This window comes from Rhodanobacter caeni (genome assembly GCF_039523575.1).
In the GTDB taxonomy this organism is placed as follows: Bacteria; Pseudomonadota; Gammaproteobacteria; order Xanthomonadales; family Rhodanobacteraceae; genus Rhodanobacter; species Rhodanobacter caeni.
Map to the genome: position 1 here is coordinate 938,073 of NZ_BAAAFO010000002.1, position 22,799 is coordinate 960,871.

The 22,799-nt window shown below is 65.7% G+C and carries 21 protein-coding genes; 15 read left to right on the forward strand and 6 right to left on the reverse strand.

Annotated elements, in window-relative coordinates; translation table 11 throughout:
- Positions 1-62 precede the first annotated feature (62 nt).
- The 7 genes from mltB (at position 63) to ABD017_RS08620 (ending at position 7,708) form a co-directional block, all read left to right on the forward strand.
- Positions 63-1,073: a lytic murein transglycosylase B gene (gene mltB, locus ABD017_RS08590; RefSeq protein WP_343882113.1), complete on the forward strand. Its 1,011-nt coding sequence runs from the start codon at positions 63-65 to the stop codon at positions 1,071-1,073.
- The gene (locus tag ABD017_RS08595) at positions 1,070-1,993 is read left to right on the forward strand and encodes a septal ring lytic transglycosylase RlpA family protein (RefSeq protein WP_343882115.1); all 924 of its coding nucleotides are present in this window, start codon (positions 1,070-1,072) and stop codon (positions 1,991-1,993) included. The genes mltB and ABD017_RS08595 overlap by 4 nt, the downstream gene beginning before the upstream one ends.
- Positions 1,994-2,067: 74 nt before the next feature.
- Complete coding sequence (locus ABD017_RS08600; RefSeq protein WP_343882117.1) at positions 2,068-3,321, forward strand: D-alanyl-D-alanine carboxypeptidase family protein; 1,254 nt, start codon at positions 2,068-2,070, stop codon at positions 3,319-3,321.
- Complete coding sequence (locus tag ABD017_RS08605; RefSeq protein WP_343882119.1) at positions 3,321-3,611, forward strand: YbeD family protein; 291 nt, start codon at positions 3,321-3,323, stop codon at positions 3,609-3,611. Before ABD017_RS08600 ends, ABD017_RS08605 begins: the two co-directional genes overlap by 1 nt.
- Positions 3,612-3,699: 88 nt before the next feature.
- Complete coding sequence (gene lipB, locus ABD017_RS08610; RefSeq protein ID WP_343882121.1) at positions 3,700-4,425, forward strand: lipoyl(octanoyl) transferase LipB; 726 nt, start codon at positions 3,700-3,702, stop codon at positions 4,423-4,425.
- Between the two features lie 17 nt (positions 4,426-4,442).
- A complete protein-coding gene (lipA, locus tag ABD017_RS08615) occupies positions 4,443-5,441 on the forward strand; it encodes a lipoyl synthase (RefSeq protein ID WP_343882123.1) in 999 nt (332 codons plus the stop codon).
- Between the two features lie 8 nt (positions 5,442-5,449).
- Positions 5,450-7,708, forward strand: coding sequence for a carboxy terminal-processing peptidase (locus tag ABD017_RS08620; RefSeq protein ID WP_343882125.1), 2,259 nt, complete (start codon positions 5,450-5,452; stop codon positions 7,706-7,708).
- A 161-nt stretch (positions 7,709-7,869) separates the two neighbouring features.
- Here the strand turns inward: ABD017_RS08620 and ABD017_RS08625 are convergent, their stop codons facing one another.
- From ABD017_RS08625 to ABD017_RS08640, 4 genes are all read right to left on the reverse strand, one after another.
- Positions 7,870-9,246, reverse strand: coding sequence for a leucyl aminopeptidase family protein (locus ABD017_RS08625; protein ID WP_343882127.1), 1,377 nt, complete (start codon positions 9,244-9,246; stop codon positions 7,870-7,872).
- Between the two features lie 84 nt (positions 9,247-9,330).
- Positions 9,331-10,029 carry an HAD family hydrolase gene (locus ABD017_RS08630; RefSeq protein WP_343882129.1) on the reverse strand — a complete coding sequence of 233 codons (699 nt, stop codon included), beginning with the start codon at positions 10,027-10,029 and terminating at the stop codon, positions 9,331-9,333.
- Positions 10,030-10,043: 14 nt separating this feature from the next.
- Positions 10,044-11,246 (reverse strand): LysM peptidoglycan-binding domain-containing protein, encoded by a 1,203-nt coding sequence (locus ABD017_RS08635; RefSeq protein ID WP_343882131.1) that lies wholly within the window; start codon positions 11,244-11,246, stop codon positions 10,044-10,046.
- A 200-nt stretch (positions 11,247-11,446) separates the two neighbouring features.
- On the reverse strand, positions 11,447-12,856 hold the full coding sequence (locus ABD017_RS08640; RefSeq protein ID WP_343882133.1) for a Do family serine endopeptidase: 1,410 nt from the start codon (positions 12,854-12,856) through the stop codon (positions 11,447-11,449).
- A 342-nt stretch (positions 12,857-13,198) separates the two neighbouring features.
- Here ABD017_RS08640 and ABD017_RS08645 point away from each other — a divergent pair, with 342 nt between their 5' ends.
- On the forward strand, positions 13,199-15,358 hold the full coding sequence (locus ABD017_RS08645) for an adenosylcobalamin-dependent ribonucleoside-diphosphate reductase (protein WP_343882135.1): 2,160 nt from the start codon (positions 13,199-13,201) through the stop codon (positions 15,356-15,358).
- Here the strand turns inward: ABD017_RS08645 and ABD017_RS08650 are convergent.
- Positions 15,355-16,143 carry a hypothetical protein gene (locus ABD017_RS08650; RefSeq protein ID WP_343882137.1) on the reverse strand — a complete coding sequence of 263 codons (789 nt, stop codon included), beginning with the start codon at positions 16,141-16,143 and terminating at the stop codon, positions 15,355-15,357. The two genes, ABD017_RS08645 and ABD017_RS08650, sit on opposite strands and share 4 nt — an antisense overlap.
- On the opposite strand from ABD017_RS08650, the gene ABD017_RS08655 reads away from it, so the two are divergent.
- From ABD017_RS08655 to ABD017_RS08680, 6 genes are all read left to right on the forward strand, one after another.
- A complete protein-coding gene (locus ABD017_RS08655; RefSeq protein WP_343882140.1) occupies positions 16,124-16,864 on the forward strand; it encodes a TSCPD domain-containing protein in 741 nt (246 codons plus the stop codon). The genes ABD017_RS08650 and ABD017_RS08655 overlap by 20 nt on opposite strands.
- Positions 16,865-16,887: 23 nt before the next feature.
- The gene (locus tag ABD017_RS08660; protein ID WP_343882142.1) at positions 16,888-18,108 is read left to right on the forward strand and encodes a hypothetical protein; all 1,221 of its coding nucleotides are present in this window, start codon (positions 16,888-16,890) and stop codon (positions 18,106-18,108) included.
- Between the two features lie 353 nt (positions 18,109-18,461).
- The gene (locus ABD017_RS08665) at positions 18,462-18,995 is read left to right on the forward strand and encodes a hypothetical protein (protein WP_343882144.1); all 534 of its coding nucleotides are present in this window, start codon (positions 18,462-18,464) and stop codon (positions 18,993-18,995) included.
- A 150-nt stretch (positions 18,996-19,145) separates the two neighbouring features.
- Entirely contained in the window at positions 19,146-20,132 is a 987-nt protein-coding gene (locus ABD017_RS08670; RefSeq protein WP_343882146.1) for a Fic family protein, read from the forward strand.
- A gap of 84 nt (positions 20,133-20,216) precedes the next feature.
- Positions 20,217-20,879, forward strand: a complete 663-nt coding sequence (locus ABD017_RS08675; protein WP_343882148.1) for a sugar O-acetyltransferase — start codon at positions 20,217-20,219, stop codon at positions 20,877-20,879.
- Positions 20,880-21,036: 157 nt separating this feature from the next.
- A complete protein-coding gene (locus ABD017_RS08680; protein ID WP_343882150.1) occupies positions 21,037-22,053 on the forward strand; it encodes a hypothetical protein in 1,017 nt (338 codons plus the stop codon).
- A 50-nt stretch (positions 22,054-22,103) separates the two neighbouring features.
- Here ABD017_RS08680 and ABD017_RS08685 read toward each other — a convergent pair whose 3' ends face one another.
- Positions 22,104-22,529, reverse strand: a complete 426-nt coding sequence (locus ABD017_RS08685) for a hypothetical protein (RefSeq protein ID WP_343882152.1) — start codon at positions 22,527-22,529, stop codon at positions 22,104-22,106.
- A gap of 12 nt (positions 22,530-22,541) precedes the next feature.
- On the opposite strand from ABD017_RS08685, the gene tnpB reads away from it, so the two are divergent.
- The coding region (gene tnpB, locus ABD017_RS08690) for an IS66 family insertion sequence element accessory protein TnpB (protein WP_343882154.1) at positions 22,542-22,799 on the forward strand (258 nt) is incomplete at its 3' end.

The following is a 22,799-nucleotide window of genomic DNA, read 5'->3' on the forward strand; positions in this document are numbered from 1 at the left end:
GTTGCCGCGGCGTGCGTGTTAGGCTTTCGAGCGACCTCCGTCATTCCGCAAGCGAAGCTTTCATGACTGTTCTCCGCGCCTCGCGCCCTGCCGGTTTCCTGGCCGCCCTCATCGTGCCCTTGCTGCTGTGTGCCCCCCCGGTTTCGGCGCAGACACATCCGGGTCAGGCGGCGCTGGTGCAGGAGGTGGTGCGCGATACCGGCAAGGACCCTGCCGCCCTGAACGCGCTGCTCGATGGGGCCAAACGGCAGCAGAGCATTCTCGATGCGATCAGCCGCCCGGCCGAAGCCAAGCCGTGGCGCGACTACCGCCCGATCTTCGTCACCGACAAGCGCATCAACGACGGCATCGCGTTCTACCGCGAGCATCGCGACCTGCTGCAGCGCATCGGCGCGCAGTACGGCGTGGACCCGGCCTACATCGTGGCGATCGTCGGCGTGGAAACCAGCTACGGCCGCAACACCGGCAGCTACAAGGTGCTCGATGCGCTGGTGACGCTGGGCCTGTACTACCCGCCGCGGGCGAAATTCTTCCGCGAGCAGTTGAAGGAGTTGCTGGAGATGCCGGCCAACCACCTGGCCGGCCCGCTCGACACGCTCACCGGCTCGTACGCCGGCGCGCAGGGCTGGGGCCAGTTCATGCCCACCAGCATCCGCGACTTCGCGGTGGACGCCGACCAGGATGGCCGTATCGACCTGCAGGGTTCCTTGCCGGACATCTTCGCCAGCGTGGCCAATTACTTCGCCGGCCACGGCTGGGTCAGCGGCGAGCCGGTGGCGGCCCGCGCGCAGCCGGACGCCAGCGCGCAGCCGATCACGGTGAAGGACAGCCAGCCGCGCTGGCCGCTGGAGCAACTGGAAGCCTGGGGCTACGCGCCGCTGCAGTCGCTGCCGCCCGCGCAGATGACCACCCTGCAGACGCTCGATGGCGTCAACGGGCCCGAGTACTGGTTCACCTTCCAGAATTTCTACGTCATCACCCGCTACAACCGAAGCCCGCTGTACGCGATGGCGGTGCATCAGCTGGCGCAGGCGATCGCCGCCGGCGTCGACCAGGCGGATGGCGCACGATGACATGGTGGCGCGTGTCGCTGGCGCTGGCCGCGTTGGCGCTGCTGGCCGGCTGCGGCGGCCACAGGACCAAGCCCTCGCGCAGCACGCATGCCACCCACCAGCAGGGCGGGCATCGCGCGGGCACGTCGTCGCCGTCGTCGGGCGACCGTTTCCATGACGATCTCAGCCGGCCGCAGAGCAGCCGCTACCGCGACCGCAACGACAGCATCCCGGACGGGCCGATACCCGACATCGACAAGCTGATCGAGCCGGTGCCCAAGGTCGAGCCGCGCTCGCTGTACGGCAACAAGTCGCCCTACACGGTGCTGGGCCGCAGCTACACGGTGTTGCCCACCGCGCGCGGCTACGACGAGCGCGGCATCGCCTCGTTCTACGGCAACAAGTTCCACGGCTACAAGACCTCCAGCCTGGAAACCTACGACATGTACGCGTTCACGGCCGCCAGCCCCACGCTGCCGCTGCCCAGCTACGCGCGCGTGACCAACCTGGAAAACGGCAAGAGCGTGATCGTGCGGGTGAACGACCGCGGCCCTTTCCACGAGAACCGGCTGATCGACCTGTCCTACGCCGCCGCGGTGAGGATCGGCATCTGGCCCAAGGGCACCGGCCTGGTCGAGGTGCGCGGGATCGACCCGCGGCAGGGTAGCCAGGAACTGCCGCCGCCGCCCGTGGTCACACGCCGGCATCCGGGGCTTTACCTGCAGGTGGGCGCGTTCGCCGACACCGACAACGCCAACCGCCTGGCGCAGCGCCTGCGCCAGGCCAATGTGGGCGCGGTGCAGGTCAGCGACGTGGACGTCAACGGACGACGCGTGCGCCGCGTGCGGATCGGGCCGCTCGTTGATGTGGATCGCGCCGACGCGGTCAGCGCCCGGATCGAGGGCATGGGTCTGCCACGACCGCAGGTCGCGGTAGACTGAGCAGGATTTGCAGCACCATTTCACCGACGCCGGCGGTCGCGCCGTCGGCATCCAAGACCGGACCGAACCCCACGATGAATTTTTTCCGCCGCACCCTGATCCCGTTTGCCGCCGCCAGCCTGTTGTTCGGCGTGGCGCTCGCCCAGACGCCGCCGCGCCCGTCGCCGGTGCCGCGGCCGGTGGTGCCCGACGCGCCGGTGCCGCCGCCGCCGGATGTCGACGGCAAGAGCTGGGTGCTGATGGACTACGCCACCGGCCGCATCCTGGCCAGCAAGGAGCCGGACCTGCGCGTGGAGCCCGCGTCGATCACCAAGATCATGACCGACTACGTGGTCTCGGCCGAGGTGGCCAACGGCAAGATCCACATGACCGATCCGGTCACCATCAGCGAGAACGCCTGGCGCGGTGGCGGCGCCGGCACCGACGGCTCCACCAGCTTCCTGAAACTCAACAGCCAGGTGCCGCTGAAAGACCTGCTGTACGGCATGATCATCCAGTCCGGCAACGATGCGGCGATCGCGCTGGCCGAGCACACCGCCGGCTCCGAGGAATCGTTCGCCGCGCTGATGAACGCCTATGCCAAGCAGCTGGGCATGGTCAATTCCCACTTCCGCAACGCGTCCGGCTACCCGATCGAGAACCACTACACCACCGCGCATGACGTGGCGATCCTGTCGCGCGCGCTGATCCACGATTTCCCCGAGGACTACGCGATCTCCGCGATCAAGGAGTTCGAGTGGAACGGCATCAAGCAGCACAACCGCAATACCCTGCTGTGGCGCGATCCCAGCGTGGACGGCATCAAGACCGGCCATACCTCGGCCGCCGGCTATTGCCTGGCGGCATCGGCCAAGCAGGGCGAATCGCGGATGATCGCCGTGGTGATGGGCGCCAGCAGCGAGAAGGCGCGCGCCGATTCGGCGATGGCGCTGCTCAACTACGGCTTCCGCTTCTACGAGACGCACCGCCTGTACGAGGCGGGCAAGGCGCTGGTGACGCCGCGGTTGTGGAAGGGCGAAAGCAACCAGCTGCCGCTGGGCGCCGCCGAGGACGTGCGGGTGACGGTCAAGCGCGGTGACTACGACAAGCTCAAGGCCACCATGGACATTCCCGCCACCCTGATCGCGCCGTTCACCAAGGGCCAGCAGGTCGGCACCCTGCGCGTCACCCTGGCCGGCCAGCCGGTGCAGAACGTGCCGCTGGTGGCGCTGGCCGATGCGCCCCAGGGCGGCTTCTTCTCGCGCCTGTGGGACACCATCCTGCTGTGGTTCCACAGTGACAAGACCGAGACCGCGCCGGCTGCGAGCGACAAATCGAGCGACAAATAATGCAACCGATCGACTTCACCAAGGCGAAGCAGGAAGGCAAGGGGTTCCAGTTCCCCGGTGAGTTCGAGATCACCGCCGTGGGCCATGCCAGCGCCGACCTGCCCGCCAGGGTGCCGCAGCTGCTGGAGCAGGCGGGGCTGAAGGTACTGCACGAAAGCGTGCGCCACCGGCATTCCGGCGGCGGCAATTTCGTCTCGGTGACGGTCAGCTTCCACTGCGAGAACCGCGGGCAGTACGACGCGGCGCACGTGGCGCTGCGTGCGTGTCCGGATATCCGGTATACGTTGTAGCCGGGATTTGGGATTCGGGATACGGGATTCGGAAAAGCCGTCCCCGCCCCCACGATGGAAGCGGCTGCACTTCCGTCACCCAGGAAAAATGCAAGGCAACAAGTTCATCGTGACCCCCGAATCCCCAATCCCCAATCCCCAATCCCGGCCCCTCGCCATCCGCCGCCTGGGTCGCCAGCCCTACGCGGCCACGTGGAAGGCGATGGGCGCGTTCACCGACAACCGGGTGGCCGATACCGCCGACGAGTTGTGGCTGCTGGAGCACGACCCCGTATTCACCCTGGGCCAGGCCGGCAAGATGGAGCACGTGCTGGCGCCCGGCGACATCCCGGTGATTCCGGTGGATCGTGGCGGCCAAGTGACCTATCACGGCCCCGGGCAGATCGTGGCCTATCCGCTGATCGACCTGCGCCGCGTGGGCGTCAGCGTGCGCGAGCTGGTGCACCGGATCGAGCAGGCGATCATCGACACGTTGGCGCAGTGGCGGATCACCGCCGTGCGCCGCGAGGGGGCGCCCGGTGTGTACGTGGGTGAGGCCAAGATTGCGGCGCTGGGCCTGCGCGTGCGCCGCGGCTGCAGCTTCCACGGGTTGGCCTTCAACGTGGCCATGGAGCTGGAGCCGTTCCAGCGCATCAATCCTTGCGGTTACAAGGGTTTGGCGGTCACGCAAATGCTAGACTTGGTCGGCCCCACGCGGCTGGCAGACGTCGAGGATGTGCTGATCGGCGAATTCTGCCGCCAGTTCGGTTTCTCCGCCGTACCCGCCACTCCCGTGCTGCCCGAACTCCCCGCCCGCACAGCGGTCCAGGCTTGATCGATCCAGGCGTTTCCATGAGCAACCTCTCCCCGTCCAAGACCATCCCGATCAGCGTTGTCGCCGGCGCGCCCGAGAAGCAACTGGGCAGCGACAAGATCGCGCTGAACCGCGCCGGTTTCGATACCGCCGTGCCGACGCTGCGCAAGCCGTCGTGGATCCGGGTGCGGCTGCCGCAAGGCAACGCCGTGCAGCAGCTGAAGGCGCGCCTGCGCGAGAACGCGCTGGTCACCGTGTGCGAGGAGGCCTCCTGCCCGAACATCCACGAATGCTTCAGCAAGGGCACCGCCACCTTCATGATCCTGGGCGAGGTGTGCACGCGGCGCTGCTCGTTCTGCGACGTGGCGCATGGCCGGCCGCTGCCGCCGGACACCATGGAGCCGGCGCGGCTGGCGCAGACCATCGCCGACATGCGGCTGAAGTACGTGGTGATCACCTCGGTCGACCGCGACGACCTGCGCGACGGCGGCGCCAGCCATTTCGCCTCGTGCATCCGCGCGGTGCGCCACGCCAGCCCGAACATCCGCATCGAGATCCTCACCCCCGATTTCCGCGGCAAGGGCCGCATGGAGCGGGCGCTGGAGGTGCTGAAGGATTTTCCGCCGGACGTGTTCAACCACAACATGGAAACCGTGCCGCACCTGTACCGCGAGGTGCGCCCGGGTGCCGACTACCAGTGGTCGCTGGATCTGCTCAAGCGCTTCAAGGCGCAGCATCCGGACGTGCCGACCAAGTCCGGCATCATGCTGGGCCTGGGCGAAACGTACGATCAGGTGATCGAGACGCTGCGCGATCTACGCGCCCATGACGTCGAGATGATCACCATCGGCCAGTACCTGCAGCCCACGCCGCACCATCATCCGGTGGTGCGGTACTGGAGCCCCGAAGAATTCGACGCGTTGCGCGAGGCCGGCGAGGCGATGGGTTTCCATCACGTCGCCTCCGGCCCGCTGGTGCGGTCGTCCTATCACGCCGACCTGCAGGCCCATGCAGCCGGCGTTACCGAGCACGCCTGAGAGAATCCATGAAATTTCGCCCCCTGCTGGCCCTGCTGCTCGCCATCGCCACCACCTGCGCCTGCGCGCAGTCCGCCGCCGAGCTGGGCGCCGGGCAGAAGAATCGCAAGGCGTCGGTATGGCCGCTGACGCCAACCACCACCGAGGCCGAGGCGGCGCAGCTGTCGGCGCGCTTCCTGACCCGCTTCCACTACGACGCGCAGCCGCTGGACGATGCGATGTCGGCGCGCATCTTCAAGGCCTACCTGAAGATGCTCGACAGCGAGAAGGTGTTTTTCACCCAGGCCGACATGGCGACCTTCGCACCACTGGAAACCCAACTGGACGACGCGATCTGGAACCAGGACCTGTCCGCCCCGTTCACCATCTTCAACCTGTACCTGCACCGCGCCGTCGATCGCATGACCTACGCCCGCGGCCTGCTGGCGAAGGGCTTCGACTTCGACGCCGACGAGAGCTACACCTTCGACCGCAAGGATGCCGCCTGGCCCAAGGACAAGGCCGAGCTGGACGACCTGTGGCGCAAGCGCACCATGAACGACTGGCTGCGCCTGAAGCTGGCCGGCAAGGCCGATGACGAGATCCGCAAGACGCTGACCAAGCGCTACACCGGCTACATTGAACGGGTGAAGCAGCTGGACAGCCAGGACGCGTTCCAGACCTTCATGACCGCCTATGCGGAAACCACCGACCCGCACACCGACTACCTCGGGCCGCGCGCGGCGGAGAATTTCGACATCGCCATGAAGCTGTCGCTGGAAGGCATCGGCGCGGTGCTGCAGGCGCGCGACGACTACACCCAGATCCGCGAGCTGGTGCCCGGCGCGCCCGCGATCAAGTCCGGCAAGATCCACGTGGGCGACCGCATCGTGGGGATCGGCCAGGGCGCCGACGGCCCGATCACCGACGTGATCGGCTGGCGCCTGGATGACGTGGTCAACCAGATCCGCGGCAAGAAGGACACCACTGTGCGGCTGGAGATCCTGCCGGCGGACAGCGGCCTCGACGGCAAGCATGAATTCGTGACCCTGGTGCGCAAGAAAGTCAGCATCGAGGAGCAGGCGGCCAAGAAGAAGATCGTGGAGATCAAGGACGGCGACGTCACCCGCAAGATCGGCGTGATCGAGCTGCCTACCTTCTATTCCGATTTCGGTGCGCGCAGCGAGGGCGACAAGAACTTCAAGAGCGCCACCCGCGACGTGGCGAGGCTGCTGGGCGAACTCAAGACCGCCGGCGTGCAGGGCGTGGTGATGGACCTGCGCAACAACGGCGGCGGCTCGCTGGCCGAAGCCAATGCGATGACCGGCCTGTTCATCGACACCGGTCCGGTGGTGCAGGTGCGCGACGCCAAGGGCCACGCCGAAGCGCAGGGTGACGACGATCCGGGCATGGCCTGGAGCGGCCCGCTGGCGGTGCTGGTCAACCGCGGCACGGCCTCCGCCTCGGAGATTTTCGCCGCCGCCATCCAGGATTACGGTCGCGGCCTGATCGTCGGCCAGCCCACCTTCGGCAAGGGCACGGTGCAGAACCTGGTCGACCTGGACCGCTTCAGCCGGGGTGCGTCCGAGAAGCCGCAATACGGCGAACTGAAGATGACCATCGCCGAGTTCTTCCGCATCAACGGCGGCTCCACCCAGCTCAAGGGCGTTACCCCCGACATTGCCTTCCCGAAGAACGGCGACGAGAAGGATTTCGGCGAATCCACCTACGACAATGCGCTGGAGTGGACGCACATCCCGCCGGCCCAGTACCAGCCGATCGCCGACATGAAGGCCTACCTGCCCAAGCTCGAGCAGATGCACGATGCGCGGGTGGTGAAGTCGCCGGCCTGGCAGCTGATGCTGGACGAGCTGGCGCAGTACAAGATCATGCGCAGCAAGAAGTCGATCTCGCTGAACCTCGCCACGCGCGAAGCCGAGCGCAAGCAGCAGGATGCCATCCAGGCCAGCTTCCGTGCACGGCACAAGGCCATCGACGGCACCACCAGCCTGCTGGACGAGGAGGACGACGTCAGCAGCCAGCTGGACGACGGCCTCAACCCGAACGAGCGCAGCCTGAAAACCGAGCTGAAGCAGGAGAAGGAAGCGAAGGAGGCGAAGGACGTGCAGCTCGACGAAAGCGCGCACGTGCTGTTCGACGCGGTCGGCCTGATCCAGGCCGACCCGAAACTGGCCGCCGAGGTCTTGCCCTACGGCGGCAAGTTCAGCCTGAACACCGTGGCCAGCACCGCGCTGCCCGCTTCCGCTTCAAGCGCGCCGGTGCATTGAGCTTTCGGGCGTAGGCATCGCAAAGAAAAAGGCGGCGCTTGCGCTGCCTTTTTTCATGTCCGCCGCACCGTCTATCCTGTAGGAGCGGCTTCAGCCGCGACCGCGGCTGGCTGTGCAGCCCGTGTCGCGACTGAAGTGGCTCCTACAACAGCCGGGTGGCTTCAGCCGAAGCGTTGCTGTAAGACGGCGAACACCGCGCGCAAGCCCATCGCCTCGCCGCCGCGCGGGCGGCCGGGGCGGTCGGCGTCGTTCCAGGCGTAGGTGTCCAGGTGCAGCCAGTCGATGGCGTCGGGCACGAAGCGCTGCAGGTACAGCGCCGCGGTGATCGCGCCGGCATGGCGCGAGGGGCCGGCGTTGGCGAAGTCGGCCAGGTGCGAATCCAGCAGCCTGCGGTAAGGGCGCCACAGCGGCAGCCGCCACAGCGGGTCGGCCACGGCGTGGCCGGCGGCGACCACCGCGTCGGCCAGCGCGTCGCGATTGCCGAACAATGCCGGCAGGTCCGGTCCCAGCGCCACGCGGGCGGCGCCGGTCAGCGTGGCGAAGTCGATCATCAGCGCGGGTTTCTGCTCGGCGCCGTAGGCCAGCGCGTCGCACAGGATCAGCCGGCCTTCGGCGTCGGTGTTGTCCACCTCGACGGTGTGGCCGGCGCGCGTGGTGATGACTTCGCCGGGGCGCATCGCATTGCCCGCCACCGCGTTTTCCACGGCGGGGATCAGCAAGGTCAGTCGCACCGGCAATTTCGCCTGCATCACCAGGCTCGCCAGCGCGATCGCGTGCGCGGCGCCGCCCATGTCCTTCTTCATCCAGCGCATGCCGTCGGACGATTTCAGGTCCAGTCCGCCGGTGTCGAAGCACACGCCCTTGCCCACGATCACCAGCTTCGGATCGCTGGCCTTGCCCCAGGTGAGCTCGACCAGCCGCGGCGCGCGATGGCTGGCGCGGCCCACCGCGTGGATGGTGGGAAAGTTGGCGGCCAGCAGCTCGTCGCCCACCCATTCGCGCAACTTGGCGCGATGCGTCTTGGCCACGCGGCGCACCGCGTCGGCCAGCTGTTGCGGGCCCATGTCCTCGGTGGGCGTGTTGACCAGATCGCGCACCAGGCAGGTGGCGTCGACCAGCGGCGCCAGCTGTTTCAGCGTGTCCGCGGCCACAGCCAGCTTGGCCGGCGTCCGGCGCGGCTTGCGGTAGCGGCTGAACTGATAGGCGCCCAGCGCCCAGCCCAGCGCGGCCTGCACGGGATCGGCCAGCACGCTCTCGGCGGCCAGATGGTAGGTGGCTTCGGGCAGTGTGCAGGGCAGCGCGCCCAGCGCGCCCAGGCTGTCGCGCGGATCGACGCCGGCCAGCACCCGCACCAGCTTGCCCGACGCGTCCGCCAGCAGGGCGAAACTGCCGGGCGCCGCATCGAAACCGGTGTCGGCCAACCAGCGCCGCTGGCTGGCGTCGAGCCGGCGCCGGCTGGCGGCCAGGTGGGCCGCGTCGGTGGTTTCGATGGGAATGCTGCGACGGTCGCCGGGCTGGCGTTCGATCAGGGCGGACATGCGGTCTCCTCGTGTTCGGTGGTGCCGGCGCGTGCTGACGCGCGCGGTGAATCGTCCATTTTGCGCGCATCGCGCAGGACGTGCCTATGCGGTGGCTTGCGCGTCCAGCCAGTCGGCCAGCGCCGCCATGTCGGGCAGGTCCAGATCCGGCCCCGCGCCCAGCGCCTCGGGCCAGGGCTCGCCGCGGCGGTTGATCCAGGCCGTGCGCAGGCCGGCATCGCGGGCGCCGGCCACGTCCATGGCCGGATCGTCGCCCACGTGCAGGATGTTCGCCGGCGGCACGCCCAGGCAGTCGGCGGCAGCCAGGAAAATGCGCGGGTCAGGCTTGGCCACGCCGGTGTCGCGGGCGCAGATGTGGTGGGCGAAATGCGCGTGGATGCCCACGCGTTGCAGGTCCGCGTTGCCGTTGGTGAGGCTGGCCAGCGGCACGCGCGCGGCGATGCGCTGCAGCGCGGGCAGGCTGTCGGCGTACAGCTCCACCGCGTTGCGCGCGGCGAAATAGATTTCCCACAGCGCGTCGACCGGCGCCTCGATCACGCCGCAGGCGTCGAACGCCTGTTGCAGGGTGAGCTGGCGCTGGGTGGTGAAGTCGTGCGCAAGGTCGGCGCGCTCGGCCGCCACCTGCAGGCGCAGGGCGCGCATCGCCTCGATCGGCCACTTCAGCGCCACGTCCGGATGATGCCGGCGCAGCCACGCATCGACCGCCTCGTCGGCGCGCTGCAGCGCGGGCAGCACCGGCCACAGGGTGTCATCCAGATCCAGCGTGAGCGCCAGGATACGCACCTGCGTTTGGCCGTCTATTTGTTTTCGAGGTGGAGCACCTGGCCGATCTTCAGGTTGTCGTTCTTCAGGTGGTTCCAGTCGCGCAACTGCGCCACGGTGAGGTCGTGCTTCTTGGCGATCACCGACAGCGTGTCGCCCTTGCTCACGGTGTAGAGCTTGCTCGGTGCGGGCGGCGGCGGGGGCGGGGCCTTGCGCTGCTCCATCGCCGCCCTGGCGGCCAGCGTGTTGGGCGAGGTGGGCGCGATCGCCGCACCGGCGGCGTAGGTGGCACCCGGCGCGGCGACCGTGGCCGGGCGGCGCGCGCCCACCGCGGCGAGGATCTTGTCGCGCCGCGCGCTGTCCAGCGCGGTCAGCGCACTGCCGTCCTCGAACGGCAGCACGGCATGCTTGCGCAGCGCCTCCTTGGCCGGGCCGGTATGCATGAAGTCGACGAACGCCTGCACCTGCGCGGCTTTGGGGCTGCGCGGGTTGGTCACCAGGTAGAGCGGGGTGAACAGCACGTAGCTGCCATCAGCGATGTTGGCCACGGTGGGTCGCACGCCGTCGATCGACAGCGCCTTGAGCTTGCTGTTGCCCTGGATGTCCGACAGCGTGGCGGCGCCCAGCCCGTTGGGGTTCAGCGCCACGCCTTCCTCCAGCTTGTGCGTGTTCACGTACAGGCGCGGTGCGGCCACCGGCTGGTTGCCGCGCCCAAACAGCAGGCTGCGCAGGCTGTACTCCACGCCGTCGCCGGGGCTGGCCACCGCATACACGTCGATCGGTGCATTGCGCCCGCCCACCTCGCTCCAGTTGTGGATGCGGCCGTAGTAGATGTCGTGCACCTGTTTCAGGCTGAGGCTGTTGACCGGGTTGGAGGCCTGGGTGATCAGCACCAGTCCGTCCCACGCCACCGGGGTGAACACCAGGTTGGCGTTCTGCGCGCTGCCGTCGCTGCCGCGCGCGCTGCCGGCCAGGTCGGCGCTGCCGCTGGCCACCGCGTCGATACCCGAGGCGGTGTTGAACGGCTGCAGTTCGATGGTGCCGTGGCCGGCTTTTTTCCAGGCGGCGGCCACCTCGCTGACCACGCCCTGTGCCGTGGCCACGTCGCCGCGCCAGATCAGGGTGGGGCCGGCGCTCTTGCTGGCGGTGGCCTTGTGGGCTTTCCTGGCGAAGGACGGCGTGGCGAGGCTGGCGCCGATCAGGGCGACGGACAACAAACAGGCAAGACGAACGGACATGACGATGGGAAGCCCCGGCGTGGATGGACAGAAGTGGCGCGAGTATGTCGCTTCGATGGCACGAAAGTGGTGAAGCAACCCGGCATTTCAGCGATCCGCCGCCGAAACATCAAGCCTTTCACCTTGAGCGCCGGCGCGGACGGCGCCCGCGAGCGTGCCGCCGCGTCCACGGCCGCACGCGCAACTGAACGCCCCCGCGGCTACGGGATCAGCACGTAATGGCTGCCCTCGTCGTCGGCCACCACCAGTACCAGTTGCCGCAGGTGCACGCCGGCCAGCCCCTGCAGCATGCGCAGGCTGACGATGCGCTGGTTGCCTATGCCGATCAGCATGTCGCCCGATTCCAGCCCGGCCCGCGCGGCGCGGCTGCCCGGCTTCACCGCGCTGATCGCCACGCCGTGGATGCCCTGGTCGCGCTGGCGCTGGCTCAGCTCGCTGAAGCGCACGCCGGCCAGGCGCGGGTCGAGCTGACCGCCGTCGAGCGTGGCCAGTTTCTCCGGGCTCAGCGTGGCGTTCATCTCGCGCACCTGGCCGTCGCGCAGCACGCCCAGGCGCACGCTGCTGCCCAGCGGCAGCAGGCCCTCGGCGTTGCGCAGCTGCTGCACGCTGCGCAGCGTCTCGCCGTTCAGCGAGGTGAGCACGTCGCCCGGCTGCAGGCCGGCGCGATCGGCGGCGCCGCCGGCCGTCACGCCGGTGACCACCACGCCGTTGCTGTTCTTCAGGCCCAGCGATTGCGCGATGCGCGGGGTGATCGTCTGCGTCTGCACGCCCAGGCTGCCGCGCTCCACCTTGCCGTGCGCCAGCAACTGGCTCATCACCGAGCTGGTGAGGTTGCTGGGGATGGCAAAGCCGATGCCCACGTTGCCGCCGGAGGGCGAGAAGATCATCGTGTTGATACCCACCAGTTCGCCGCGCAGGTTCACCAGCGCGCCGCCGGAGTTGCCCGGGTTGATCGAGGCGTCGGTCTGGATGAAGTTCTGGTAGCCACCCATGCCCGGCGCGTCCTGGCCCAGCCCGGAGCGGCCCAGCGCGGAGACGATGCCCGCGGTCACCGTTTGCCCCAGGCCGAACGGGTCGCCCACCGCCACCACGTAATCGCCCACCCGCAGCCGCGAGGAGTCGGCCAGCGGCAGTGCCTGCAGCTTCACCGCGGGAATCTGCACCACGGCCACGTCGGTATCCGGGTCGGTGCCGATCAGCTTGCCCTTCACCGTGCGTCCGTCCTGCAGGGTCACGCTGATGTCGTCGGCGCCGCCCACCACATGGTTGTTGGTCAGCACGTAGCCCTTGGCGGCGTCAACGATCACACCCGAGCCCAGGCTCTGCTCCACCCGCTCGCGCGGCGAGGCGGGCAGGCCGAAGAACTGGCGCACCATCGGGTCGTCGAAATACGCGTCGCGTACCTGCACCCGGGTGCGGGTGGAAATGTTCACCACCGCCGGCGTCACCCGCTGCAGCATCGGCGCCAGCGACGGCATCGGCTGGCCATCGACCGCGGCCGGCAGCGTGGCGCCGGCCGTCACCGGCAGGACGGCGCAGGCCAGCGCGAGCAGCAGGGCGGCAAGCCGGCGCGCGGCGCGGTCCGTGGCATGAAAGGGAGGGTGGGGCATCGCTTTCTCCTTGGCATGAACGGCGCAGGCTTCGACTGCATCGGCCGCGCACGGTTCCGGCGCCGCAATGTGACGCCGATGCTGCTTCGCTACTTTACATCGCCGATGGACGGGGTTACTTTCCTTCTCCGTTCGCAACCACAACATCTTGTGTCTGCCTTACGGTATTCAAACAAGTGCTGGTGCCGGTTGCGCTACCCTCGGGGGAGGCAAGGCCGCTGCCAGCGGCCATCGATCACCGCAGAAAAGCCTGCCGAAACGCCGCGTTCGGCCGTGCCTACATCCAAAAACACCGCATAAACACCAACGGGGCCGCAAGGTACCGGGAGGTCAGGAAATCCAATGAGCACAGTCCGTGCACCAGCCGCCGCAACCGTCGTGAGCCGTGACGCCGTGGACATCCCGCTGCAACCCGCCTCGCAGGACATCTGGGACAAGAAATACCGCCTCAAGAACAAGGCGGGCGAGCCGGTCGATGCCAACATCGACGCCACCTGGCAGCGCGTGGCGCGCGCCCTGTCCGACGTGGAGACCACGCCGGAACTGCGCGCGCACTGGTACGAGCGTTTCGTGTGGGCGCTGCGCCGCGGGGCGATCCCCGCCGGCCGCATCACCTCCAACGCCGGCGCGCTGGAACACAAGCCGGCCACCTCCACCATCAACTGCACGGTGTCGGGCACCATCCACGACTCGATGGACGACATCCTGGAGAAGGTGCACCAGGCCGGTCTCACGCTGAAGGCCGGCTGCGGCATCGGCTACGAATTCTCCACGCTGCGCCCGCGCGGCGCCTACGTCTCCGGCGCCGGCGCGTACACGTCCGGCCCGCTGTCGTTCATGGACATCTACGACAAGATGTGCTTCACCGTGTCCTCCGCCGGCGGCCGCCGCGGCGCGCAGATGGGCACGTTCGACATCAGCCATCCCGACGCCAAGGAGTTCATCCGCGCCAAGCGCGAGGACGGCCGCCTGCGCCAGTTCAACTTGAGCCTGCTGATCACCGACGGCTTCATGCAGGCGGTGGAGCACGACCGCGACTGGCCGCTGGTGTTTCCCGTGCATGTCAAGGAAAAGGACGAGGTCGACCTCACCGACCCCACCAAGGTGGTGTGGCGCGAGTGGCCCATCCACGAAAACTACGTGGACCGCGAAGACGGCCTGGTCGCCTGCAAGATCTACGGCACCATCCGCGCGCGGCATCTGTGGGACATGATCATGGTGTCCACCTACGACTATGCCGAGCCGGGTTTCATCCTGATCGACAAGGTCAACGAGATGAACAACAACTGGTGGTGCGAGCACATCCGCGCCACGAACCCCTGCGGCGAGCAGCCCTTGCCGCCGTACGGCTCCTGCCTGCTGGGCTCGGTCAACCTCACCACCTTCGTGCGCGACCCGTTCGGCCCGAAGGCGCGGTTCGACTGGGAGGAATACCGCGAGGTGGTGAAGGTGTTCACCCGCATGCTCGACAACGTGGTGGAGATCAACGGCCTGCCGCTGCAGCAGCAGCGCAACGAGATCATGGGCAAGCGCCGCCACGGCATGGGCTTCCTGGGCTTGGGATCCACGCTGACCATGCTCAAGATGCGTTACGGCAGCGCCGACGCGGTGGCGTTCACCGAGGACGTGTCGCGCGAGCTGGCCGTGGCCGGCTGGGAAGTGGCGCTGGAGCTGGCGAAGGAGAAAGGCGCAGCCCCGGTGCTGACGCAGGAGTACACCGTCACCGGCGACATGTTGCGCAAGCGCCCGGAAATGGCCGCCGACGGCTACAAGGTGGGCGACACCATCCCCGGCCGCGTGCTGCACGCCAAATACAGCCGCTACATGCAGCGCATCGCCACCGTGGCGCCGGCGCTGGTGGACGCGCTGGCCGAAACCGGCGCGCGCTTCACCCACCACAGCTCGATCGCGCCCACCGGCACCATCTCGCTGTCGCTGGCCAACAACGCCAGCAACGGCATCGAGCCCAGCTTTGCGCACAGCTATTCGCGCAACGTGATCCGCGAGGGCAAGAAGACCAAGGAGCGCGTGGAAGTGCTCAGCTACGAACTGCTGGCCTACCGCGCGCTGATCAACGCCGACGCCAAGCCGTTCGCCGAAGAGGCCGACAACAAGCTGCCCGCCTACTTCGTGGCCGCCGACGACATCAGCCCGAAAGAGCACGTGGACATCCAGGCCGCCTCGCAGAAATGGATCGACTCGTCCATTTCCAAGACCGCCAACGTGCCCACCGACTACCCCTACGAGGACTTCAAGGACATCTACTTCTACGCCTACAAGCAGGGCCTGAAGGGGTGCACCACGTTCCGCTTCAACCCGGCCGCGTTCCAGGGCGTATTGGTGAAGGAATCCGACCTCGAAAACACGCTCTACCGCTTCGAACTGGAAGACGGTAGCGTGATAGAGCTCAAGGGCAACGAGCAGGTGGAGTACGACGGCGAAATGCATTCGGCCGCCAACCTGTTCGATGCGCTGAAAGAAGGCTATTACGGCAAGTTCTAGGACCCGCTCCAGGCACGCGCGCCGGCACGGCGCGCGCAGGTTCGCTCCATCATCGAAGGGGAGTACGGCATGCCAACCGATCTCGACACACCCACCAGCAACAGCGAATTGTCCCCCCTCGAAGAACGGCCCACGCCGCTGATCCTGCCGGTGCTGCCCACCGTGGAATCCATCGGCAGGCCGCCGGCCGCCACCCGCAAGGCGGCGCCCCGAAAGGCCGCCGGCAAAGCCTCGCCGAAGGCGACGCCCGCCAGGCCCGCCAAGCCGGCGAAAGCGGCAGCGAGAAAGGCCGCCAGCAAACCGGCGGCCAAGCCCAAAGCCGCCGCCAAACCCGCCGCCAAAAAGGCCGCGACCAAGCCCGCCGTGCCGTACATCGTGAAGACCGCCGCGAAGAAAACCCCCGCCAAGGTCGCGAAGAAAGCCGCCGTCGCCAAGAAGGTGGCCGGCAAACCGCCGATCAGGAACACGGCGAAAGCCAGCAGCAAACAGACGGCCAGAAAGGCCGCGCCAGCGAAGGCGGCAAAGTCCGCCAGCAAGAAAGCCGCCCCCAAGGCGGCCAAGAGGTCCACTGCCAGCAGCAAACCGAGCGCCACGACGGCACGCAAGAGCGCCGCCAGAAAAGTCGCCGGACGAGGGAAATAGCCACACCACCCGGTCCGGCCCCGCGCCGGGCCGGGCATTTCTCCGCATAGCGCGCAGCCGAACACCAGTGCAGCGATCCGGCGCCACGCCGGCGGCACGTCACCCATACAAAGAAGCGAAACCATGGCAATCAAGATCAACAAGAAGATCACCGGCTACAACGTCGTGAAACCCGAAGACAAGGCCGTCGCCGCGCCCGCGACCCCTGCCGCGCCCAAGGCTGCGCCGACTGCCGAAGTGATCCAGATGCACGAAAGCGTTGAGCGCCCGGAAACCCTGGTCGGCTCCACCTTCAAGATCAAGTCGCCGCTGTTCGAGCACGCCCTGTACGTCACCATCAACGACATCGTGCTCAACGCCGGCACCCCGCACGAACAGCGCCGCCCGTTCGAGATCTTCATCAACTCAAAAAACATGGACCACTTCCAATGGATCGTGGCCCTCACCCGCATCCTCTCCGCCGTGTTCCGCAAGGGCGGCGACGTTACCTTCATCGCCGAGGAGTTGCGCGCCGTATTCGATCCGCGCGGCGGCTACTTCAAGGCCGGCGGCGTCTACATGCCCTCCATCGTGGCCGAGATCGGCGCGGTGATCGAGCAGCACATGAAGAACATCGGGCTGATCCACGATCCGGAGATGGATGAATCCACCCGCAAGCTGATCGCCGAGAAGCGCGCCGCTTATGAAGCTGCTGGGGCGAAGAAGGGTGCCGATGCCGGTGCTGTGACCGCGGAAGCGGGTGCGGGGGAGACGTTGACGTTTCCGGCCGGGTCGATGATGTGTGACAAATGCAATACCAAGGCGCTGGTGCTGATGGACAACTGCCAGACTTGTTTGAATTGTGGCTACAGCAAGTGCGGGTAACACAACCTTAAAGGAGTGAGGCAGTGAAAAAGGGAATGGATAAAAAGGCGGAAGGCAACAAGAAAAAAGCTCCGGCGCGTGAAACGCAGAAAGCTCCTGAGGATCTCTATGCCAAGAGGGTAGAACGGGCCGCCGCTGACCGCCACGCGAGGAAACAACGACCTTTTCCGGCTTGTTCGTTCGAAGAGGCTTTGGATTTTGCTAAGCAAATCTTCACCTTTGGTAGCGGTCAGCCTGTAAGACGCCTACTGATTTTTGACCACATTGGAAAGTCGTCGGAAAGTGGTCCTAGCCGCCAGTTAATTACGAATTCAAATAAATACGGTCTAATCGAAGGCGGTTATCAAGCAGAATTTTTAAAACTGACGCAAAAGGGTGCGCGCGCGGTCGATGATGAGATTCCTCGTCGCGAGCAGGCTAAGGCTCGCGCGGAGCTCGCAGTTTTGGACATCCCAGTGTTCAATCAGCTATATGAGAAGTTTTGTGGAAGCAAACTTCCGCCGAGAGCTGCCTTAATTGACGCTGCAAGCGATTTTTCCATTCCCACTGAATTGGGAGAGGAGTGTGTCGACACCTTTATCGTAAACGTAAGGTTCGCTGGGCTGCTCCAGACTCTTTCGGGATCAGAGCGACTCATTACCCTCGATCATTTTCTGGATTCCTTGCCAGCGAGCGGAGTGGGAAATACTCCTCGTATTGCGCACACATTCGAGGGCGCAGGTGGAGCGCTAATTACTGCATCTAGTGCAGAGTTCGAGAAAACTTGCTTCTACATCACGCCAATTGGGGATGAGGGTAGCGAACAAAGAAAACATTCAGACTTATTTCTTGGATCTATAGTCGAGCCAGCTATGGATCAATTTGGCTTGAAGGTAATTCGAGCTGATGCAATAGACAAGCCTGGCACAATTACGCGCCAAATTATTGATTATATTCTCCGTTCCAGGCTCGTCATCGCGGATCTATCATTCCACAACCCAAATGTTTTCTACGAACTGGCGATTCGGCATGCTGCAAAGTTGCCCATAGTTCAAATAATAAGGTTGTCAGAGCGTGTGCCATTCGACCTCAATCAAATGAGGACGATAAGAATAGATACATCCGATATCTACAGTCTCGTGCCAAAAATTGAGTCATACCGTTCGGAGATAGCGAGTCAGACGAGGCGAGTTTTGGAAGACCCGACTTCAAGTGACAACCCCATTTCTACGTTCGCACCATCCCTAACTGTGACTATCGGCTAGCGTGCCAAAAAAGGGCCGGGTTCATTTAAAATCGTTGAATGCGCTGTTGTTGACCGGTAGGTCATTGAAGCAAGAGCTTTCGTGCGCCTACCAACCTCAGGGCCAGAGTGCACTTTAATTTGGCTTGAGCGCTTAGGCTCTGAGTCGAAGCAGGAGCTTTTGCGCGCCTACAGGGCGCGAGTTGTGGCCATGCGTTGTTGGAATCACTGCGTTTCGGTGCCAGCCTATCATTGAAATGGTAGGTGGGTCCGAGGCCCGACCAACGGGGGCTGTATTGCTGTTTCCCCTGTTTCTACTTCAGGGCTGATACGTGATGATGGACGCACCGTGGACGACGGTCATGGAGGACGCATATGTATCGGTTGATAGTTCTGATTGGCTTGCTTGGCTGTGCTGCATGGCTGCAGGCCCAGGGCCGGCCAGTGGGACCACAGGAAGGGACGCGCATCACCAAACTTCGGGTGTCGTTACTCGGTGATCTTCCTGCATCGTGCGTCGCGCTGGAATCGGAGCGTGGACGGGCGACCATCGTGCTGCCCAGGAAAGCACTGGACCGGCTCGCCAAGCGCGACGAGGACGCGGTCGAAGACACGATTTCGCGTAGGGAGTTCCTGGCGTCGGGAAGGGCACGCGAGTTGTTGAGTTTGCTTGGCCCTGGCCGGGATCAGTTCGGATGCCAACGGTTGCAGGGCAAACCTTCGATGGAAACCAGCTATCTCGTGGGCTGGATGTTGGAGCAGGGGCACGCTGCGGTCGTTACGCGCCGCATGGGCAAGCCCGAGCCTGCCATCATCGTTCAGCACACCGATACCCTGATTTTTGGATACGAGGATTTCCTGCTGCTGGACGGCACGAAAATCTGGGGCTACAGCGTGTGGGTGGCCTGAAAGCAGCTAGGAGGCAAAAGGTCAGGTTCGTTTTCTGATAAGAAAAAGGAGAAAAAGGGGACGGAGGACGTTAAGGAGGACGTTAAGGAAAAACGAGGTCAGGTTCATTTATTTGATCCCCGAACCCGCAAGCCGAGGTAGTTCAATCCCGTGCCACGCCGCTACCAACCCCCGTTCCAGATCACTTCCCAAACCCTCAATCTGGTCGCCCAGATCAGCGAACTGCTGGGTCGGTGGTCGGTGTCGGGGCAAGCGGCGTTGGCGCCACGGCTGCGTCGCGACAACCGTATCCGCACGATCCAGGCGTCGCTGGCCATCGAGAACAACAGCTTGAGTCTGGAGCAGGTCACGGCGGTGCTGGATGGCAAACGCGTGCTTGGGCAGCCGCGTGAAATCCAGGAGGTGCGCAATGCCTTTGTCGCCTATGAGCACATGGCGAATTGGCGCCCGCAATCGCGCGAGGATCTGCTGACGGCCCATGGTTTGCTGATGGCCGGATTGATGGATGCTCCCGGCGGATTTCGGCGTGGCGGCGTTGGCATCTATCGGGGCGATCAACTGATGCATATGGCGCCACCGGCCAGTCGGGTAAGCAGCCTGGTCGATCAATTGCTTGGTTGGCTGGATCGCACCGATGCGCATCCGCTGATCGCCAGTGCGGTGTTCCATTACGAGTTTGAGTTCATCCATCCGTTTGCGGACGGCAACGGGCGCATGGGCAGGTTGTGGCAAACGCTGATGCTGGGTCGTTGGCAGCCGATGCTGGCCTATCTGCCGGTGGAGACCGTGATCCGCGCGCAGCAGCAGGCGTATTACAGCGCGTTGGCCGCGTCGGACAAGGCTTCCGACGCGACGGCCTTCGTTGAGTTCATGCTGCATGCCTTGCACGCCGCCATGGCGGAAGCGGTGTTGCCGTCTTCAGCCGCGCCCACCCCGGTGTCGGGGAAAATGTCGGGGAAAATGTCGGGGATCATCCTCGCTGCAGTCCGCCGTCAACCCTCCATCACCATTCCCGAGCTGGCTGCGCTGGCCGGAGTCAGCACACGAACCATTGAACGGCATCTGCGGGAATTGCAAATACAAGGAGCCCTGCGCCGCATTGGCCCGGCCAAGGGAGGCCAGTGGGAGCCCGCTTGATCAAAGCAGCAACAGAGCGATGTCAGTTGAGTTCCTGGCCCTCTGTAACTGGACCCGATGCTGCGTTTTCACCGGAGAGATCACTTGACGCAGCAGACCCGCATGTTCGTTGACGACAGGATGGCCGCGCTTCTCGAGACGGATGAGGACCTGCGCCGCATGCTGGCGGGTGACTGGATGCGGTATCGCGCGTCGCCTGCGCTGCAGCAGCTGACGCGCGAGGCGAATGCGGCCTGTGCAGTGATCAATCGCATCTACTACGACAATCCTGCGGAGGCGCTGCGCCTTTTCCATGCGCTCGTTCCCGGTGCTGGCGCGGGGATCGATTTCCGTCCGCCGATCCGGATCGACTACGGCGCTCGCGTGGTGATCGGCGAGCGTACTTTCATCAATGCGGATTTCATGATCATCGGCGGCGGTGAGGTCACCATCGGAGCCGACTGCCTCATCGGGCCGCGCTGCGGTATCTACACCCCCAATCACGCGGAAGACATCGCGCGACGTCTCGATGGCTGGGAGCTGCCCAGGCCGGTCACCATTGGCAACAACGTGTGGATCGGCGGCTCGGTCACGCTGACGCCCGGCGTGACGATCGGGGACAACAGCATCATCGGCGCGGGCTCCGTGGTCACGCGCGACGTCGCGGCTGGTGTCGTCGCGGCCGGGAATCCGTGCCGCGTCCTTCGGCCGATCGCGGAAGGTTGGGGCAAATCAATGAAAACAGATGAAGAGGCGCCACTCGGTTAGTTGCGCTCCTTCTTGCGAGTGCTTCTGTACGTATTGAATCTCAAAGACGAAGCGGCGGCGCCCTGATTCTCCGTGAAATGAACTTCGGGCCCGCCATTGCGGCGAGGCCAGCGGGCTCGTCACAATCGCGGTCTTGCCAATGGAAGGTGGGTCGAACATGCCGCAGCTCGTCAATCTTTTTCTGGTGATTTTCGGCGTGATCGCCGTCGGGGCGGGCCTGGCCGGGTTGCGCAGCCATCCCGCTTCATGGCTCGTGCTGATCGTCGGTATCGCCGTGATAGCGCTGGCGTATTTCAGCGACCGTCGCCGCGAGCGTCGGCGGGACGAGCGCAAGCGTGCCGACGAGCAGCGACGACTCGATGAGCTCACCCGGCGGAGCTGGGGCCCGGGTGATTCGCTGCGGGTGCCCGGTTCGGTCTGGGCGGTGCCAGCCAGTTTGTTGCTGGCCGCCGTCGGGGCAGGGATTTGGCATATGGGCGTCGCGACGGTACGGCAGGACTGGATTCCGCTCCTCGCCGGCGCCTTCTTTCTCGCGTTCGGAGGCTTGCTTCTGGCGCGCGCCTTGCCCGGTATCGGGCGTCCCGCCCTCGAGTTGACTTCGGCCGGTTTCGCCACGCCGCTGAATGGCCGGATTGCATGGCGCGATGTTTCCGGTGTATTCCTCCAGGCGGTCACTCACCGCAATGGCGTCGAGAGCTTTCGCCTGATGTTTCGCGTCAAGCAGTTCGCGCGTGTGGCCCCCGCCATTCACTGGACCGATCGGTTGTTTGCGATGTTTCGCCTCGGCGCGCTTGCCCGTGGCGTGGTGAGCGTGGGCCTGCCGACATCGAAGGAGCCGCCGAAAGTGGTTTATGCGCTGGCTCGGCAGCTGTGGAAGCAGGCGACCGGTCACGACCACGACTGGAACCCCCTGATGTCCGACCAGTACAACGAGGCCATGCAGCGGATGGATGCGGTCACGACCCGGATGCGGGCATCGGGTGCCGTCGAGGCCTCGCTGGCGGACCCGGAGCGGCTGACGCGCGACATGGCGCAACTGGAACAGGACATGGCCCTGATTACCGGTGAACGCAGGCGCGAGTTGGCGAAAGCCAAGTGGGTGACTGGCGTGGTCGTGCTTCTGATGCTGCTGGCCGTGGCGTGGCCCTGGATCAGGCGGTTGCTGCGGCCCTGAGCAAGCCGGCGCCGGTGATGTCCGGAATAGTGAGGTGGCCCGGTTTCAGGTCAACCGCGCTGAAGGCGCACATCGACCTGCGCCAACGTCCGCACCATCAGCACAGCCAGCAGCGGGATACTGATCGCGTAGATGTACTGCGTCCGCGACACGCCAATGTTGAACGGGAACCAGATGCCCGGCACGCCGATCGGGTCGAGCAGTTCGCTGCCGAACAGGGCGGCCAATACCGTGGCCAGGGTGAGGAGTGCCAGCGTGCGCGGCGGGCCGCCGCGGACGATGCGCGCGATGATCACCACGAACAGCGCGATCGCACCCCACCGGCTGATGCTCGTCCAGATCGGCAGGTGGGCCAAGGCGCCGACGATGCCGGCGATGCCCAGCGAGACGGCCAGCGCGTCGATGCTTCGTAAGCGTCCGCCCGTCTCATCTTCCCCTTGTCCCGTCTGACTGCTGCGATGCGTCCCGACTTTCACGGGAGCGTAGCGATGAGCAGGCGCGGCAAGGTAGGCGGTCTCGGGCCGGCGGTGTGGGTGTGGTGGCTGGTCAGCGGCCCGGTGGATTTTCGCTGTGGTGCGGATCGGTTGCTGGTGCACGTGCGCGAAGTGTTGGGCCGCGCGCCGCTGGAGGGTTCGGCGTTCGTGTTCCGCAATCGTCGCGGCACGCGCCTGAAGGTGCTGGTGGTGGATGCCCAGGGTGTGTGGCTGGCGATGCGCCGACTGCATCGCGGGCGCTTTGTTTTGCCC

Bases quoted from the DNA above. Each gene is read 5' to 3' on its own strand.
- ABD017_RS08680 (WP_343882150.1), top strand. From the start codon at position 21,037: ATGCCGCAGCTCGTCAATCTTTTTCTGGTGATTTTCGGCGTGATCGCC.
- ABD017_RS08645 (WP_343882135.1), top strand. From the start codon at position 13,199: ATGAGCACAGTCCGTGCACCAGCCGCCGCAACCGTCGTGAGCCGTGAC.
- ABD017_RS08640 (WP_343882133.1), bottom strand. From the start codon at position 12,856: ATGCCCCACCCTCCCTTTCATGCCACGGACCGCGCCGCGCGCCGGCTT.
- ABD017_RS08620 (WP_343882125.1), top strand. From the start codon at position 5,450: ATGAAATTTCGCCCCCTGCTGGCCCTGCTGCTCGCCATCGCCACCACC.
- ABD017_RS08595 (WP_343882115.1), top strand. From the start codon at position 1,070: ATGACATGGTGGCGCGTGTCGCTGGCGCTGGCCGCGTTGGCGCTGCTG.
- lipB (WP_343882121.1), top strand. From the start codon at position 3,700: ATGCAAGGCAACAAGTTCATCGTGACCCCCGAATCCCCAATCCCCAAT.
- ABD017_RS08635 (WP_343882131.1), bottom strand. From the start codon at position 11,246: ATGTCCGTTCGTCTTGCCTGTTTGTTGTCCGTCGCCCTGATCGGCGCC.
- mltB (WP_343882113.1), top strand. From the start codon at position 63: ATGACTGTTCTCCGCGCCTCGCGCCCTGCCGGTTTCCTGGCCGCCCTC.
- lipA (WP_343882123.1), top strand. From the start codon at position 4,443: ATGAGCAACCTCTCCCCGTCCAAGACCATCCCGATCAGCGTTGTCGCC.
- ABD017_RS08605 (WP_343882119.1), top strand. From the start codon at position 3,321: ATGCAACCGATCGACTTCACCAAGGCGAAGCAGGAAGGCAAGGGGTTC.
- ABD017_RS08600 (WP_343882117.1), top strand. From the start codon at position 2,068: ATGAATTTTTTCCGCCGCACCCTGATCCCGTTTGCCGCCGCCAGCCTG.
- ABD017_RS08655 (WP_343882140.1), top strand. From the start codon at position 16,124: ATGGCAATCAAGATCAACAAGAAGATCACCGGCTACAACGTCGTGAAA.
- ABD017_RS08625 (WP_343882127.1), bottom strand. From the start codon at position 9,246: ATGTCCGCCCTGATCGAACGCCAGCCCGGCGACCGTCGCAGCATTCCC.
- ABD017_RS08665 (WP_343882144.1), top strand. From the start codon at position 18,462: ATGTATCGGTTGATAGTTCTGATTGGCTTGCTTGGCTGTGCTGCATGG.